Annotated in this window: 13 protein-coding genes; 12 read left to right on the top strand and 1 reads right to left on the bottom strand. The window is 49.4% G+C overall.

Annotated elements, in window-relative coordinates:
* The first annotated feature begins 120 nt into the window (after positions 1 to 120).
* From KUA49_RS00565 to KUA49_RS00510, 12 genes are all read left to right on the top strand, one after another.
* Entirely contained in the window at positions 121 to 1,062 is a 942-nt protein-coding gene (locus tag KUA49_RS00565) for a serine O-acetyltransferase (protein ID WP_203050816.1), read from the top strand.
* Entirely contained in the window at positions 1,046 to 2,680 is a 1,635-nt protein-coding gene (locus tag KUA49_RS00560; RefSeq protein WP_218412416.1) for a THUMP domain-containing protein, read from the top strand. The genes KUA49_RS00565 and KUA49_RS00560 overlap by 17 nt, the downstream gene beginning before the upstream one ends.
* 180 nt (positions 2,681 to 2,860) lie before the next feature.
* Positions 2,861 to 5,158, top strand: a complete 2,298-nt coding sequence (locus KUA49_RS00555; RefSeq protein WP_218412444.1) for a S9 family peptidase — start codon at positions 2,861 to 2,863, stop codon at positions 5,156 to 5,158.
* Between the two features lie 20 nt (positions 5,159 to 5,178).
* Positions 5,179 to 6,447, top strand: coding sequence for a phosphoribosylamine--glycine ligase (gene purD / locus KUA49_RS00550; protein ID WP_203050813.1), 1,269 nt, complete (start codon positions 5,179 to 5,181; stop codon positions 6,445 to 6,447).
* 144 nt (positions 6,448 to 6,591) lie between these two features.
* Positions 6,592 to 7,554, top strand: coding sequence for a hypothetical protein (locus KUA49_RS00545; protein ID WP_218412415.1), 963 nt, complete (start codon positions 6,592 to 6,594; stop codon positions 7,552 to 7,554).
* A gap of 10 nt (positions 7,555 to 7,564) precedes the next feature.
* Positions 7,565 to 8,017 carry a YqaA family protein gene (locus KUA49_RS00540; protein ID WP_218412414.1) on the top strand — a complete coding sequence of 151 codons (453 nt, stop codon included), beginning with the start codon at positions 7,565 to 7,567 and terminating at the stop codon, positions 8,015 to 8,017.
* 39 nt (positions 8,018 to 8,056) lie between these two features.
* Positions 8,057 to 8,956 (top strand): metal ABC transporter solute-binding protein, Zn/Mn family, encoded by a 900-nt coding sequence (locus KUA49_RS00535; protein ID WP_218412413.1) that lies wholly within the window; start codon positions 8,057 to 8,059, stop codon positions 8,954 to 8,956.
* A gap of 54 nt (positions 8,957 to 9,010) precedes the next feature.
* Positions 9,011 to 9,769: a metal ABC transporter ATP-binding protein gene (locus KUA49_RS00530; protein ID WP_256624813.1), complete on the top strand. Its 759-nt coding sequence runs from the start codon at positions 9,011 to 9,013 to the stop codon at positions 9,767 to 9,769.
* Between the two features lie 158 nt (positions 9,770 to 9,927).
* The gene (locus KUA49_RS00525; protein ID WP_218412412.1) at positions 9,928 to 13,362 is read left to right on the top strand and encodes a DUF2723 domain-containing protein; all 3,435 of its coding nucleotides are present in this window, start codon (positions 9,928 to 9,930) and stop codon (positions 13,360 to 13,362) included.
* A 72-nt stretch (positions 13,363 to 13,434) separates the two neighbouring features.
* A complete protein-coding gene (locus tag KUA49_RS00520) occupies positions 13,435 to 14,046 on the top strand; it encodes a polysaccharide deacetylase family protein (RefSeq protein ID WP_218412411.1) in 612 nt (203 codons plus the stop codon).
* A 61-nt stretch (positions 14,047 to 14,107) separates the two neighbouring features.
* Positions 14,108 to 14,851, top strand: a complete 744-nt coding sequence (locus tag KUA49_RS00515; protein ID WP_217764977.1) for a hypothetical protein — start codon at positions 14,108 to 14,110, stop codon at positions 14,849 to 14,851.
* Positions 14,852 to 15,299: 448 nt separating this feature from the next.
* Entirely contained in the window at positions 15,300 to 16,199 is a 900-nt protein-coding gene (locus KUA49_RS00510; RefSeq protein ID WP_218412410.1) for an Rpn family recombination-promoting nuclease/putative transposase, read from the top strand.
* Between the two features lie 126 nt (positions 16,200 to 16,325).
* Here KUA49_RS00510 and glmM read toward each other — a convergent pair whose 3' ends face one another.
* Positions 16,326 to 17,717, bottom strand: coding sequence for a phosphoglucosamine mutase (glmM, locus tag KUA49_RS00505; protein WP_203041795.1), 1,392 nt, complete (start codon positions 17,715 to 17,717; stop codon positions 16,326 to 16,328).
* Positions 17,718 to 17,720 lie beyond the last annotated feature (3 nt).

Here is a 17,720-nt window from a genome sequence, read left to right as displayed (position 1 = left end):
ACTTTTTCCACTCCATCTTTCCATTTCTACAAAAAAAATCCAAAAAAGCTCCTTTATTTCTTTGCAGTTCAAGAAATTAATCGTATCTTTGCACTCGAATTTTATTGATACATTAAGAACATGAGTAAAGATACATTAACTCATCAGCTGACAGAGACTATCGATGAGCTTTCTAGCGCCGAATCATTGAAGGGTCTCTTCCATCAGCATCGAGACGGAAATCCACTTCCTTCGGGCAAGGCGCTCGAAGACATCATCAATCTGTCTCGTTCTATCCTCTTTCCGGGATATTTCGGAAACTCTTCCGTCAATATTTCAACCATCAAATATCATATCGGAGTAAGAGTAGAAAAACTCTACGAGATGCTCGCTGAGCAGATTCTCGCCGGACTGTGTTTCGCCAATGACTGCGAAACGGAAACTCAGGCTGAACTGCAGCACCAACGTGCCAAGGCAGGTGTCATAGCGGCAAAAGCCATCATGGAATTTCCTAACCTCCGCAAGATTCTAGCCACCGACGTGGAGGCTGCCTACAACGGCGACCCGGCAGCGATGAGCCACGGAGAAATCATCTCGTGCTATCCCGTAATCAAGGCGATAACCAACTATCGCATCGCCCATGTTCTGCACAAGCTCGGCGTGCCACTCATCCCAAGAATGATGACGGAGCTGGCACACTCGGAGACGGGTATCGATATCAATCCTGAGGCTACCATCGGTCACCACTTCACCATCGACCACGGTACGGGTGTGGTTATCGGTGCCACCTGCATCATCGGCAACAACGTGAAACTCTATCAGGGTGTCACCCTGGGAGCCAAGAGCTTCCCGCTGGATAAGGACGGCAATCCTATCAAGGGAATCCCTCGCCACCCTATCCTGGAAGACGACGTCATCGTGTATGCCAACGCCACCATCCTGGGCAGAATCACCATCGGAGAGGGCTGCATCGTGGGCGCCAACGTGTGGGTGACCAAGGATATGAAGCCGAAAACAAAGAAATATAGAAAAGAAAAACAAAGTTTATTAGATATAGAATTCAATAATGGAACAGGAATTTGAACTCATTGCCAAGACCTTTATGGGTCTGGAGCCAGTCTTGGCTGAGGAGCTCACCCAACTGGGTGCTAACAATGTACAAATAGGTCGCCGCATGGTATCTTTCACTGGCGACAAGGAAATGATGTATCGTGCTAACTTCCAGTTGCACACAGCCATCCGTATCTTGAAACCTATCAAGCACTTCAAGGCACGTTCTGCCGAGGAGGTGTACGACGAGATTCAGAAGATTAAGTGGGATGACATCTTAGACGTGAAGAAGACTTTCTCGGTAGATTCTGTAGTCTATTCAGAGGAGTTCCGCAACTCACGCTTCGTGACTTACAAGGTAAAGGATGCCATCGTGGACTGGTTCCGCGAGAAGCAGGGCACACGTCCTAACATCAGCGTGTCTAACCCTGATATCCGCCTCAACATCCATATCGCAGAGGATAACGCTACACTGAGTCTCGACTCAAGTGGCGAGAGTCTACACCGCCGCGGCTACCGCCAGGAGCAGGTAGAGGCACCTCTGAACGAGGTTCTCGCTGCAGGTATGATCCTGATGACTGGCTGGAAGGGCGAATGCGACTTCATCGACCCAATGTGCGGTTCGGGAACCATCGCCATCGAGGCTGCCCTCATCGCCCGCAACATCTCTCCAGGTGTATTCCGCAAGGAGTTTGCCTTCGAGAAATGGAACGATTTTGACCAGGATCTCTTCGACATGATCTATAACGACGACTCTCAGGAGCGTGAGTTCGAGCACCACATCTACGGATATGACGTAGATATGAAGGCGGTGAACACAGCTAACCTCAACGTGCGTGCTGCCGGTCTGAGCAAGGATATCACCATCGCCCAGCAGGACTTCAAGGACTTCACCCAGCCTGCCGAGAAGAGCATCATCGTGATGAACCCTCCTTACGGCGAGCGTATCTCTACCCCTAACCTGCTGAATACCTACAAGATGATAGGCGAGCGCTTCAAGCGAGCCTTCGCCGGCAACGAGGCTTGGGTATTGAGCTACCGTGAGGAGTGCTTCGAGCAGATTGGCTTGAAGCCATCTATCAAGATTCCGGTATATAACGGAAGTCTGGAGTGCGAGTTCCGCAAGTACGTGATGTTCGACGGCAAGATGAAGGAGTTCCGCTCTGAGGGCGGTATCGTGAAGACTGAGCGCGAGAAGAGCGAGATGGCGCAGAAGCACCGTTTCAAGAAGGAGCGCGAGTTCAAGAAGCGTGTGAGCGAGGAGACTGAAAACGAAGATGCTGATATCCGCAGCTTCCAGTTCCACAGCCATCGCCTGGAGGACTTCGAGAAGCGCCGCAATGAGATTCGCCGTGGCGGACGCCCACGTGTGGGTGCCGGAAGACGCAGCGATGAGGATGATGACCGCAAGGGCGGCCGCAGCTTCGGAGGAAAGCGCAGCGGCGACCGTGACAACCGTGACAACAAGCGTGGCGGTTTCAAGGGCGACCGCAAGGGCGGCAGAGACTTCGGAGGAAAGCGTGACGGCAAGCGTTTCGAGAAGGGCGACAAGCGCGGTGGCTTCAAGGGCGACCGCCGTGGCGGCAAGGACTTCGGAGGAAAGCGTGGCAGCCAACCTAGCTTCGACACCGACTTTGATGACGAGGATTAAGAATTTCTAGCGACACGGTAAAACGCAGTGTCGCTAAAGATAAAATCTTAGTTATCAGATAGATAAGTCTAGTGACACTGTAAAACGCAGTGTCACTAGAAATAAAAAAGACAAGAAAAAACAATGATGAATCTTAAGAATTCAATTCATAAATTATCTTTCGCTGCTATGATTTCCATGATGGCTATGAATGCAACCGATATACAGGCGCAGGGCGTGGTTCCGGCGCAGAAGGGCGAGAAAGCCTTCACACTGGAAGACCTGAACTTCGGTGGCAACAACTATCGCAACATGGTGGCAAAGAACCGCTGGTGCACCTGGTGGGGAAATGAACTCATCCGCCAGGACGTGGAGGCTTGCTATCTCGTGAACAAGACTACCGGCAAAGAGACCAAACTCTTCGGCATCAACGATATCAACCAGTGGATTGCTCCTACCAAGGACATCAAGGTAAGAGCCCTCTACAACGCTCAGTTCCCTTTTGCAGGAAAGAGCATCGTGATGGTGAACAACGGCAGCAAGACCTACACCATCGACTTCAAAAAGCATAAGCTGGTAAGCGAGATGGATTTTGAAGACGGCGAAAACCTCCTCGAGGCGAACGCCCAGCAGAATGCATTCGCCTATCTGAAGGGCAGCAACCTCTACGTGCGCACCTTCGACGTAACCAACAATGCCATGACCCGAGAGAAGAAATCGCACGATTTCCAGATTTCAAAGGATGGCAGCCGAGAAATCGTTTATGGTCAGAGTGTTCACCGCGATGAGTTCGGCATCAGTAAGGGTACCTTCTGGAGCCCTAACGGCGAACTGCTCGCCTTCTACCGCATGGACCAGAGCATGGTGACGGATTATCCGCAGGTGGATATTCCGGAGATTGATTACTTCAATCATCCTGAAACCCAAACCTGCTGCGCCAAGCCTGCACCAGACAAGTATCCGATGACGGGCGAAACTTCGCACAAGGTAACCGTGGGCGTGTTCGACTGCATGACAGGCAAGACCATCTATCTGAAGGCGGGCGACCCTACAGACCGCTACTTCACCAACATCGCATGGAGCCCAGACAGCAAGACCATCTATATGTTTGAGCTGAACCGCGACCAGAACGACTGTCGCCTTACTGCCTACAGCGCAGAGACTGGCGAGAAGACTGGCGAACTGTATCGTGAGACCGACGAGAAATACGTGGAGCCTTGCAACCCAATCCAGTTCCTGCCTTGGGACAGCAACAGCTTTATCATGCAGAGCCGCAAGGATGGCTATAACCACCTCTACCTCTGTAAAGTGAAGAACGAAGAACGAAGAACGAAGAATTCAAATGCTGAATCTTCATCCAAAAAGCAAGAGAATTCTTCACTCTCCACTCTTCACTCTTCACTTTCAATCCGGCAGTTGACATCGGGCAAATGGGAGGTGATGGAAGTACTCGGCTTCAACGCCAAGCGCAAGAGTATCATTATCGCATCCAATGAAAGCTCGCCTATCCAGCGAAACATCTTCGTGGTGGATACCAAGACTGGCAAGCGCACCATGATGGACGATTGCGGCAAGGGCTGGCACAACGCTACCCTGAGCGAGAACGGACAGTTTATCTATGATAACTACTCTACCCCTACCGTGCCTCGCAAGATAGCCATCGTGAATGTAGAAAACGGCAAGCGCACCGCCTACTTCACAGCCGAGAACCCATGGAAGGGATACGACGTGCCGGAGTACAGCTGCGGTTCAATCAAGGCAGACGACGGCGTAACCGACCTCTACTGGAGAATGGTGAAGCCTGTGAACTTCGACCCTAACAAGAAGTATCCTACCATTATATATGTATATGGTGGACCTCACGCCCACAATGTGGATGCCCGCTGGAACTACAGCAGCCGTGGCTGGGAAACCTACATGGCAGAAAAGGGCTATCTGCTCTTCATTCTCGACAACCGTGGCAGCGAGAACCGTGGCAAGGCTTTCGAGCAGGCTACCTTCCGCCAGCTGGGTCAGGTGGAGATGAAGGACCAGATGAAGGGTGTGGAGTATCTGAAGACCCTGCCTTACGTAGATGCCGACAAGATTGGCGTACACGGCTGGAGCTTCGGCGGATTCATGACCATCTCATTGATGACCAACTATCCTGACGTGTTCAAGGTAGGTGTAGCCGGCGGTCCGGTGATCGACTGGCACTGGTACGAGGTGATGTATGGCGAGCGCTATATGGATACCCCACAGACCAACCCAGAGGGCTACAAGAAGACATCCCTGCTCTATCAGGCCAAGAACCTGAAGGGTAAGTTGCAGATTATCCAGGGCTTGAACGATGTGACCGTGGTGCCACAGCACTGCCTCACCTTCCTGAAGGCATGTATCGCAGCCGGTACCCAGCCCGACTTCTTCGTCTATCCTGGCGAGCCTCACAACATGCGAGGTCATCAGAGCACTCATCTGCATGAGCGCATCAGCAACTATTTCTTCGATTATTTGAAATAACAAACAATAACTTACAGCAAATGAAAATTTTATTGTTAGGAGGCGGTGGCCGCGAGCACGCCTTAGCATGGAAAATCGCTCAGAGCGAGAAGTGTGAGAAACTCTTTATCGCTCCTGGTAATGCCGGTACACAGAATGTCGGCGAGAACGTTGATATCAAGGCCGACGACTTTGAGGCTCTGAAGAACTTCACAGTGGAAAATGGCGTTGATATGGTGGTAGTTGGTCCTGAAGACCCATTGGTAAAGGGTGTTTACGATGACTTCAAGAACGATCCTCGCACCCAGAACATCCCTGTAATCGGTCCATCAAAGGCAGGTGCCGTATTGGAAGGCAGCAAGGACTTCGCCAAGCAGTTTATGAAGCGTCACAACATCCCTACCGCCCAGTATGAGACATTCGACGGCGAGCACGTAGAGGAAGGTTTGAAGTTCCTGGAGACTCTGAAGGCTCCTTACGTACTGAAGGCAGACGGTTTGTGCGCCGGTAAGGGCGTTCTCATCCTCCCTACCCTGGAAGAGGCTAAGAAGGAGTTCAAGGAGATGCTGGGCGGTATGTTCGGCAACGCTTCTGCACGCGTGGTGATTGAGGAGTTCCTGAGCGGCATCGAGTGCTCTGTATTCGTATTGACCGACGGCAAGAACTACAAGATTCTGCCAGAGGCTAAGGATTACAAGCGCATCGGCGAGCACGATACCGGTTTGAACACCGGCGGTATGGGTAGTGTTACCCCTGTGCCATTCGCTACCAAGGAGTGGATGCAGAAGGTGGATGAGCGCATCATCCGTCCTACCGTTGAGGGTCTTGCCGAGGAGAACATCGACTACAAGGGCTTCATCTTCTTCGGCTTGATTAACGTGGAGGGCGAGCCAATGGTGATTGAGTACAACTGCCGTATGGGCGACCCAGAGACTGAGAGCGTGATGCTCCGCCTGAAGAGCGACATCGTGGATCTCTTCGAGGGTGTAGCTGCCGGCGATTTGGACAAGCGCAGCATCGAGTTTGACGAGCGTGCTGCAGTCTGCGTAATGCTCGTAAGCGGCGGTTATCCAGAGGCTTACAAGAAGGGTTATCCTATCAAGGGTATCAACGACGTAGAAGGCTCTGTGGTATTCCACTCTGGTACAGCGATGAAGGATGGCGAGGTAGTAACCAATGGTGGTCGTGTCATCTGCGTAAGCAGCTACGGCAAGGACAAGGAAGAAGCCTTGAAGAAGAGCTTTGCCGAGGCACAGAAGATTCAGTTCACCGACAAGTACTTCCGTTCTGATATCGGACAGGATCTTTAAGATGAGTTAATAGTTAATAGTTTATAATTAATAGACATTCATGCATTCTTCGATTATTAATTGATTATTTTTAGGTATGCAAGTCCATTTATAACGGCGCAAGCCTCTATAAACTATTAACTATAAACTATAAACTAAATATAGATGTTAAGAAAGAAAACTTTTCAAAATAAAGTAGCGTCAAGCCGCTACGCTTTACCTATCACAGCAACCCTTGCCGCCTTGGTATGGGTTGCTGTAGGTTTTTTGGTATCCAATATCTGGGTACAGTTTGCCTTTACCATCATCTCTACCCTGCTGATGGTAGAGCTCAACAACCATAATTCCCTGATGCGCACCTACAGCCGCATGGTTTCGTGCAGTTTCCTGGTATTCATCACCATGACCAGTCTGCCTGCGCCATCGTTCAAGGCAAGCATCGTGACGATGTGCTTCATCGCCTTCTATCTCATCATCTGGAACGGCTATCAGGACAAGCAGTCGTCGGGCTGGACTTTCTATGCCTTCTTCTGCATCGGCCTCGCCTCGATGGTCTTCATCCAGATAGGCTATTTCCTGCCTGTACTCTGGCTGATGATGATGGTATTCACCAATTCATTCAGCATCCGCAACTTCTTTGCATCCCTCATCGGCGTGGTGATGCCCTACTGGTTCTCAGCGGGTTACTATGCATACACCGACAATATGCAGGGTCTGGCAAACCATTTTTTGGAGTTCGTGAACTACAAGGAACTGTTCGACTATTCGCAAGTTACCGACCATGAGGTAGTGAATCTGGTGTTCCTTACCATCCTGGGCGTCATCGGTTCCATCCACTTCCTGCACACGTCATACGCCGACAAGATTCGCACGAGAATGATCTACGACACCTTCACCATGGTGAACTTCGTGAGTCTGGCATTCATCATACTGCAGCCTCAGCATATCAAGGAGCTCGGCGGCATCATGATTGTGAATACAGCGCCACTCGTGGCTCACTTCATCACCTTCACCCGTGGCAAGATTACGAACATCATGTTTATCTCGATGCTGGTTATCGTGGTACTGATTTTATTATATAATATTTTCATCCCTGAAACGATACTGATGCAAGCGATAAACATATAAATAATATTCAATGAGTTACATGATAGACTTTTTAATCAACTGGGGCTATTGGGGTATGTTTGTGTCCGCTTTTCTTGCCGGCAGTTTCTTCCCCTTCAGCAGTGAGGTGGTGATGTCGGGCTTGCAGGCGGCAGGATTGGACCCGATTCCGCTCGTGATATATGGCAGCATAGGAAACGTGCTGGGCTCACTGTTTAATTATGGCGTGGGAAGACTCGGAAAGATGGAGTGGATAGAGAAATATCTGCACGTAAAGAAAGAGAAACTCGACCAGGCTGAAAGATTCATGGCGGGTCGTGGTGCCTGGATGGGCTTCTTCGCCTTCATCCCGATATTGGGAAGCGCCATCACCATCGTATTGGGTCTGACCAGAGCCAACATCATCATCTCTACCATCAGCATCACCATCGGAAAAGTGCTGAGATATGTTTTGCTGGTATATGGCCTGAGTTTCATCGTTTAAAACATAAAGAGATTTGAATATATGAAGAGATTTGAATATATGAAGAGGTTTCTATACCTTATAATATTAGGGGGAATATTTGGGGGATGTCTTGCCGGCTGCAAGGGCACGCCTCAGAAACAGGCTGAATCGGGGAATTCTGCTGGAACAGGCAAGCCTATGGTTACCGTGACCATCCCGCCCTACAAGTATTTCGTGGATAAGATTGCTGAAAACAAGGTGGATGTCAACGTGATGGTATCCAACGGCAACAACCCGGAGACTTACGAGCCATACGCCGAACAGATGATGGAACTCTCGAAGAGTGCCCTCTATCTGAAGGTGGGCAGCATCGGTTTTGAACAGACCTGGATGAAGAAGCTGCAGGACAATGCTCCGGATATGAAGGTGATAGATACATCCGCAGGCATCAAGCCTGCCAAGACACCGGGCGGCAACATCGACCCGCATGTCTGGATGAGTTGCCAGAATGCCCGCATCATCGCAAGCAATATCTTCAAGGCACTCTGCAATCTGGAGCCGAAGAACAAGGCGTTCTTTGAGAAGAACTATCTGTCGCTGCTGAATATCATCGACAAGCGAGACAGCACCATCAGAAAAAGTTTCAAGGATCATCCCGAGATGGTTCGCAAGTTTGTGATCTATCACCCTATCCTCACCTACTTCGCCCGTGATTACCAGTTGGAGCAGCTTGCTATTGAGGAAGAAGGCAGGGAGCCGAGTGCTGCCCAGCTGAAGAGCCTCATAGAGAGAGCAAGAAAAGAAAAGATAAAATATTGCCTCATTCAGGCTGAATTTGCCAACCGCAACACCAATACTTTCATCAAGGAAAGCCAGACCAAGCCAATGAATATCAACCCATTGCTGGGAGAATGGAGCTGGGCAATGCAGGAAGCGGCAGCCGCAGTGCAAGGCAAGGAAATTGTGGTTGGGAAGTAGGCTCGCCAATATTTTATAAAAAGTATAAAGAACAATAACTAATAATAAAGTTCAATGTTCAAAGTTCAAGGTTCAAAGTTGGAAGTTCAAAGTTCAAAGTTGGACGTTCAAAGTTCAAAGTTAATCGAAATCGAGCATCTATCTGCCGGATACGACGGAAAGCAGGTGCTCAATGACATCAATATCACCGTCTATCAAGACGATTATCTTGGCATTATCGGACCAAACGGTGGTGGCAAGACCACCCTCATGCGCCTCATTCTGAGACTGATGAAGCCCACGGAGGGCAACATCCGGTATTATAAAGACGGGAAGGAAGTAAAGGAGATTTCGATGGGCTATCTCCCACAATACAATCAGCTCGACAAGCAATTCCCCATCTCCGTATACGAAGTAGTGCTCTCCGGCCTCAGCAAGACCAAGAGCCTATTTTCCAAATACAGCCAAGCACAGCACCAGCAGGTGCTCGATACCCTGGAACGCATGCAGCTGATGGAATTCAAAGACCGCCACATCGCTGCCCTGAGCGGCGGACAGCTGCAGCGAGTGCTCCTGGCACGCGCCATCGTATCCAAGCCCGATGTGGTAATCCTCGATGAACCGAACACCTACATCGACCGCCGATTCCAGAAGCAGATGTACGAGATGCTGGAGCAGATTAACAAGGAATGCGCCATCATCATCGTGAGCCACGATGTAGCCGAAGTGCTCAACAACGTGAAGCACATCGCCTGCGTAAACCATCACCTGCATTATCACGATACGGCGGATATGCCAAGAGAAAAACTAGAAGAACATTTCCTGAATGTTTAGAAGCTTATTTCCTAAATGTTTAGATAGATAATATAATAATGCCTAAAAAACAAGAAAGAACTTCTAGATTATCTCATCTTTTTAGTATCTTTGCAACGTTTTATACACATTATTAAATAAGAAATAAAGAAATATAATACATTAAAGTTTAAACAATAATGAAACAGTACAAATTGGTGGACAATATCTTCGGATGGGTCGCATTCATCATTGCGGCTTTCGTTTATTGTTCCACGATTGAGCCGACAGCCAGTTTCTGGGACTGTCCTGAGTTTATCACTACTGCTTATAAGCAGGAAATCGGTCACCCACCGGGGGCACCGTTCTTCATGCTCATGGGCAATTTCTTCACACACTTCGCCAGCGACACCACTCAGGTGGCCAAGATGGTGAACACGATGAGCGCACTCCTCAGTGCCGTCTGCATCATGTTCCTCTTCTGGACAATCACCCATCTGGCACGCAAGCTCATCATCGGCGACTGGAAGGAAATGACCACCAGCAAGCTGATTGCCATCGAGGCATCAGGTATGGTGGGCGCACTCATCTACACCTTCAGCGATACCTTCTGGTTCTCGGCTGTAGAGGGTGAAGTTTACGCCTTCTCTTCTGCCTTCACCGCCGTAGTATTCTGGCTGATATTGAAGTGGGAAGACCACGCCGACGAACCTCATAGCGACCGATGGCTCGTGCTCATCGCCTATATGACCGGTTTGAGTATCGGTGTGCACTTGCTCAACCTGCTCTGTATCCCAGCCATCGTATTGGTTTACTACTACAAAAAGGTGCCTCATGCCAACCTGAAGGGCTCGCTCCTGGCGTTGGTTCTCTCCTTCCTGGTAGTGGTAGCCGTATTGTATGGTGTGGTTCCAGGTATCATCACTGTAGGCGGATGGTTCGAGCTGTTCTTCGTCAACGTGCTCGGTTGTCCATTCAACACCGGTGAAATCGTATATATCATCTGCCTCGTTGCCTCTGTTATCTGGGGCATCTACGAGACTTACAATGCTTCCGAGAAGAACGAGAAGAAGCAGAACATCGCCTTCGTTCTCGGTTTCGGTATGCTCGGTATTCCATTCTATGGATATGGCTGGACAGCCGTAGTCTGCGGCATCATCGTCCTCGCCGTTCTCTGGCTTGCCCTTACCTACAAGCGCAAGAAGGAAGTGGTAACAGGCGTTGACGAGGTTACCGGCATCGCCAAGAAGAAGATGCAGCGCGTGCCGCTGGTTACAGCCCGCATCAAGAACACAGCCTTGCTCTGCATGCTGATGCTCATGATCGGTTACTCAAGCTATGCGCTCATCGTAATCCGTTCATCAGCCAACCCTCCTATGGACCAGAACTCTCCTGAGGATATCTTTACCCTGGGCAGTTATCTGAGCCGTGACCAGTATGGCGACCGCCCACTGCTCTACGGTCAGGCATACACCTCTCAGGTAGCCCTCGAAGTGGATGGCAACATGTGCAAGCCTGTGATGCAGGAAGGTGCACCTGTATATCAGCGCAAGGAGAAGGCTTCTGCCGACGAGAAGGACTCTTACTTCGTAGTAAGCCACAAGAACAAGTATATCTATGCACAGAATATGCTCTTCCCTCGTATGTACAGTTCGGCTCATGCCCAGGCATACGAAGACTGGATGGGCGGCGTGGATGGCACCGAGGTGCCTTACGACCGCTGCGGAGAGAATATCATGGTGAAGATGCCTTCACAGATTGACAACATCCGCTTCTTCCTCTCCTATCAGTGCAACTTCATGTACTGGCGCTACTTTATGTGGAACTTTGCCGGACGTCAGAACGATATCCAGGGCAATGGTGAGCCAGAGCATGGCAACTGGATTTCCGGTTTCTCATTCATCGATGACCAGCTCTATGGCGACCAGAGCAAGTTGCCAGATGATCTGAAGGAGAACAAGGGTCACAACGTGTTCTACTGCATGCCGCTGATTCTCGGCTTGATCGGTCTCTTCTGGCAGGCTTGGTACACCCGCAAGCGCAAGATAGTGAAAAACGGTGTGGAAACAGAGGAGGTTCTCCCTGTAGGTATCCAGCAGTTCTGGGTGGTATTCTTCCTGTTCTTCATGACGGGTCTTGCCATCGTTATCTATCTGAACCAGACTCCAATGCAGCCACGTGAGCGTGACTATGCTTACGCCGGTTCATTCTATGCATACGCTATCTGGTGCGGTCTTGGCGTAGTAGCCATCCTCGATATCCTGAAGCAGAAGATGAAGCTCAACGGTACAGCCATTTCAGCCATCGTTGCCGTAATCACCCTCCTCGTGCCTATCCAGATGGCATCGCAGACTTGGGACGATCACGACCGCTCTGGCCGCTACACCTGCCGTGACTTCGGTCAGAACTATCTGATGTCTCTCCAGGAGAAGAGCCATCCTATCATCTTCACCAATGGTGATAACGATACCTTCCCACTCTGGTACAACCAGGAGGTAGAGGGCGTTGGAACCGATGCTCGTGTATGTAATCTGAGCTATCTGCAGACCGACTGGTACATCGACCAGATGATGCGTCCTGCCTACGACTCCCCATCCGTGCCTATCACCTGGCCACGTCTCGACTTCTGTTCAGGCACCAACGAGTATGTATCTGTTCAGCCTGAGGCTAAGCAGCAGATTCTGGAATTCTACAAGCAGGACCCAGAGAATGCCAAGAAGCAGTTTGGCAATGAGCCATTCGAGCTGAAGAACATCCTGAAATACTGGGTACGCAGCAAGAACCCAGATATGCACGTTATCCCAACAGATACCCTCTACGTCACCATCGACAAGGAGGCTGTGAAGAAGAGCGGCATGATGATGGCTTCGGATTCCATCCCAGACAAGATGGTGATTTCGCTTGCCGGCAAGAGTGCTCTCTACAAGAACGACCTGATGATGCTCGAAATGCTGGCTCAGAGCAACTGGACCCGTCCACTCTACGTGGCTTTGACTGTGGGTCAGGAGAATTACATGAACCTTGGCGACAACTTCGTTCAGGAGGGTCTCGTCAACCGTATCACTCCGTTCACCACCAACAAGCCGGGAGCCAAGAACTTCGACACAGAGAAGACCTATCATAACATCATGACCCGATTCAAGTTCGGCAACTTGAAGCAGAAGGGGCTCTACATCGACGAGACCACCATGCGCATGTGCTATACACATCGCCGTCTGCTTGCCCAGACTGCCCTGCAGCTCATCGCCGAAGGCAAGAAGCAGAAGGCTATCAACATTCTGAAGAAGGCTGATGTGGAGATTCCTGCATACAATGTGACGCTCGACTACATGAGCGGCGCTCTGGATATGGCTCGCGGCTGGCTGATGACCGGTCAAAAGGCTAAGGGTAAGGAGTATGTGGAGGCAGTTTGGAAGAACGCTTCACAGTATCTCAACTATTACCTGTCGTTGTCTAACGACCACTTCCTGCAGAGTCAGAACGACTGCATCCGTCAGATCATGATCATGCAGAGCACCTGCGATGTGGCAGGCATGGTAAGTCCTCAGTTGGAACAGAAGTATCAGAAGCAACTCAACAACCTCTATACCCTGTACCACGGCAGAGGCGGCAGAATGCCAGAAGGCAATCAGTAATCAGAATACAAGAGATGGCCTCGCGTTTTGCGAGGTCATCTTTTCATTATTTCATAAAAATCAATATTTCCCATGTTCATAGAGCAACCAGCCAAGTGGCTTAGATGGCTATATCCAAAGGCAATATGGCGAATGGACAAGAACGACCATTCGGTGTATCTCACGTTCGATGATGGTCCGATTCCCGAATCCACCCCATTCATCCTGGAAACCTTGAGAAAGTACAACATCAAGGCCACCTTCTTCATGGTGGGCGAAAACGTGCTGCGCAACCACGACCTCTACAACCAGATTGTGGCAGAGGGTCATCAGATTGGCAACCACACCTTCAACCACATCGGTGCCTTCAAGCATCGAGTCATCTCCTACGTGCTCAATACCAACAAGGCGAACGAGTTGATCCACGCCCATCTCTTCCGCCCACCCCATGGATGGATGCGACAGAGTGAGTACTGGTGGCTGCATCGCACCTACAAGGTGATTATGTGGGATGTGGTGACCCGAGATTATTCCAAATGGATGACGGCAGAAGACGTAGTGAACAACGTGAAGAAGTATGCCCGCAACGGCAGCATCATCACCTTCCACGACTCGCTGAAGAGCATCGACAAGCTGAAGACGGCGCTCCCGCAATCCATAGAATGGCTGATGGAACAGGGATATGAATTCAAGATTTTTGATTAAATCATTCTTTGATTAAATCTTTGATTAATTCATTTTTTTGATTAATTCATTTTGATAAACAATGAGCAAAAGAATCAATAGTTACCAGGCTGTGGCTTCGTTTGTAAGAGCTTTCTTCGAGGCGTATGCCCGTGGCATCATGGATGCGGCAATCGGCGGCGACGACTTCAAGAAGAAGAACGACCCGAAGGAAATCAAGCAGATGATGCTGGAGCATTATGGCGAGGTGAACCAATATTTCTTCGACATCATGTTTTCTACCCTCGTACGTCTCAACTACAAGAGTGCGGATGAGGCGAACGACCGCATGAAGAAGAATTTCGAGAGCATGAAGAAGGCGGATCCTTCCTTTGAGCCTACAATGCTTGATTATCTGCGCATAGCCTGCAAGTCGAATCCGCTTTACAATGCGATGGAGGCTGAATACAAGCGCAACTTCACCTGGCTGCTGCAGGGTAAGTTTACCACCATTGAGGAGCATCTGCGCGATTACACCCACGGCATCCTCATCAGCCTTGCCGATGAGCCGATGGCTATCCATCTGCTGGTACGCATCATCGTGAAGGCGTATGCCGCCGGCTTGAAGTGTGGCAGCAAGGAGGGCACTCAGTCTCAGCTCCACATGCCTACTCTGCACGGCATGCTGCTGAACAATGTAAATATCCTTCTCAACGAGGCTCCGCTGAAGGGTGACCCGGAAGACCCCGTAGCCTTGTTCAAGGAAGCCTGCAAGAACGAAGAAGAAAACATCAATGTTTTGTTCAATACACTGAACGATGCCATGAAGGAACTGGCAGAGGAATAAAAAGAAGCTGTTTCAACTGTTCCAAGCGTTGGAACAATTTGTTCCCAGAAGGGAAACCTTTTGTCCCCTTAAGTGAAACCCGGTGTTCCCTTAAGTGGAACAAAACGCAATCAACTACTGCGGATTTCCTATGATTGGAAAGCGAAGCGTGAGGGATGCGTGATGGATTCGTGATGGATATTGTAAACAATCCGTCAATCCATCACGCTATATGTATAGAATAAATCCTTCATTCTCAGCATATTAACTTTTTTAAATCGGAAAACGTGAGGGATGTGATGGATAAAAAGAAAAAAAAATCTATACCCCACCAGTTCATCGTGGCATATAGACTCTTGTCCTGTCACATAAAAAACGCAATCTCTCACTTTTTCCGTAACTTTTCCCAGAAATCCCTTGCAGATATGAAAATAAAGTCGTAACTTTGCGCTAGAGAATTTTAAAACAGATGGTTATGAAGTACTTAGATCCTAAGGCAGACCTCACGTTCAAGAAGATATTCGGCAATCACCCTAAAAGACTGATCAGCCTTCTGAACGCACTCCTGCCACTCAGCGAAGAAGAGCAGATACACGAGATAAAGTATCTGCCTACAGAACTAGTGCCCCAGCTCGAAGGGGGCAAAAACACCATTGTGGATGTACTCTGCACCGACGTCAGAGGCAGGAAGTTCTGCGTGGAAATGCAGATGGAATGGTCTGATGCATTCCAGCAGCGAGTACTTTTCAATGCATCCAAGCTCTATGTGAGTCAGGCTAAAAAGGGCGGAAAATACAGCGAACTGCAACCAGTGTATTCTCTCAACCTGATAAATGATATCTTTGCGCATGATACTCCCGATTTCATCCACAACTACCGCATCGTGCACGATAAGGACAGCAATAAGGTCATCGAAGGCTTGCATTTCACCTTCATTGAACTCCCTAAGTTTACTCCTCATTCCATTGCCGACAAGCGCATGATGGTATTGTGGCTCCGTTTCCTCACGGAAATTAATTCCAATACGAAGGATATTCCTGCCGATTTGCTTAATGATCCGGAGATAGGAAAAGCCGTAGAGGAGCTGGAGATTTCCGGCTTCTCTGATGCCGAACTCAGAGCCTATGATAAGTTCTGGGATTCCGTAAGCGTTGAAAGAACCCTCATAGATGACAGCTACCAGAAAGGTAAGGAAAAAGGTAAGGAAGAAGGAATTGCTGAAGGTATGGAGAAAGGTAGAGCAGAAGGCAAACATGAGGCCAACACAGAAACAGCACAACGTTTGTTGGCAATGGGACTTTCTGCCGAACAGGTTTCCAAAGCTACCCAGCTACCTTTGGAAATCATTAAGAATCTGAGCAATTCATAAAAAACAGGAAGCGGAGATGTAGATTACGAATATCACCATATAATCAAGGGTCTATACGCCACCTGTTCATCGTGGCATATAGACCCTTGTCGTTTCCCGTGAAAAACGGGAGATTATATATGTATCTTACTGCATATCATAAACCACCTGCATAAGCTTCTTGCCCAGCTCATCAGCCTGCTCCATGGTAGAAGCCTCGCTGTATACGCGGATGATTGGCTCGGTGTTACTCTTGCGCAAGTGAACCCACTTATCAGGGAAGTCGAGCTTCACACCGTCGATATCGGTAACGGTTACATCCTTCTCCTTGCCATACATCTCCTTCACCTTGACGAGGATAGCATCTACATCGGTAGAAGCAGTCAGGTCGATGCGGTTCTTGGCGATGAAGTAGTTAGGGAAGCTGGCACGAAGTTCGCTCACCTTGCAGCCCTTATGAGCCAGACTGCTCAGGAAGAGGGCGATACCTACGAGGGCATCACGACCATAGTGGCTCTCTGGATAGATAACTCCACCATTGCCTTCGCCACCAATCACAGCGTGAACATCCTTCATCTTGGTAGTTACATTCACCTCGCCTACGGCTGAAGCGCAATATGAACCACCATGCTTCTCGGTTACATCACGGAGCGCACGGGTAGAAGAAAGGTTGCTTACGGTGTTACCTGGAGTCTTGCTCAATACATAATCAGCTACACTTACCAGGGTATATTCCTCGCCAAACATCTTACCATCCTCGCAGATGAATGCCAGGCGATCAACATCAGGGTCAACGACGATACCCATATCATAACCACCCTTCTTCAACTCGTCCATGATACCACCGAGGTTCTTCTCCAATGGCTCTGGATTGTGAGCGAAATCACCTGTTGGCTCCCCATTCAGGAATGTATATTCTACGCCAAGTGCATCGAGCAACTCAGGGAGAATGACACCACCCACAGAGTTGATGGCATCAACGCAAACCTTGAAGTGAGCGTTCTTGATAGCCTCAACATCTACGAGTTTCAATGCAAGCACTGAGTCGATGTGACGCTTGTTGAAGGTATTATCCTCTGTATATTTACCAAGGTTGTCAACATCAGCATACTCGAAGTCTTCCTTCTCTGCGATGCTCAACACCTCATTACCGTTAGCTGCTGTAAGAAACTCACCCTTCTCGTTGAGAAGCTTGAGGGCGTTCCACTGGCGTGGGTTGTGAGAAGCAGTGATGATGATACCGCCAGCCGCACCACTCATGGTAACAGCCAACTCGGTGGTAGGAGTAGTAGCCAAGCCGATGTTCAACACATCGTAGCCCATACCCATCAAGGTGCCACAAACCACATTCTTCACCATCTCGCCAGAGATACGTGCATCACGACCTACTACGATGGTGTTGCTCTTAGAAGCACCGCTACGACGGATGAAGGTAGCGTATGCAGAAGTAAACTTGACAATGTCGAGCGGATTCAATGTATCGCCCGCTGGACCGCCGATTGTTCCACGGATACCAGAAATTGACTTAATCAGTGTCATAAA

The organism is Segatella copri, from assembly GCF_019249655.2.
GTDB lineage: Bacteria > Bacteroidota > Bacteroidia > Bacteroidales > Bacteroidaceae > Prevotella.
Note: the sequence above shows the minus strand (reverse complement) of the source record. Positions and strands in the feature narration are given on the sequence as shown.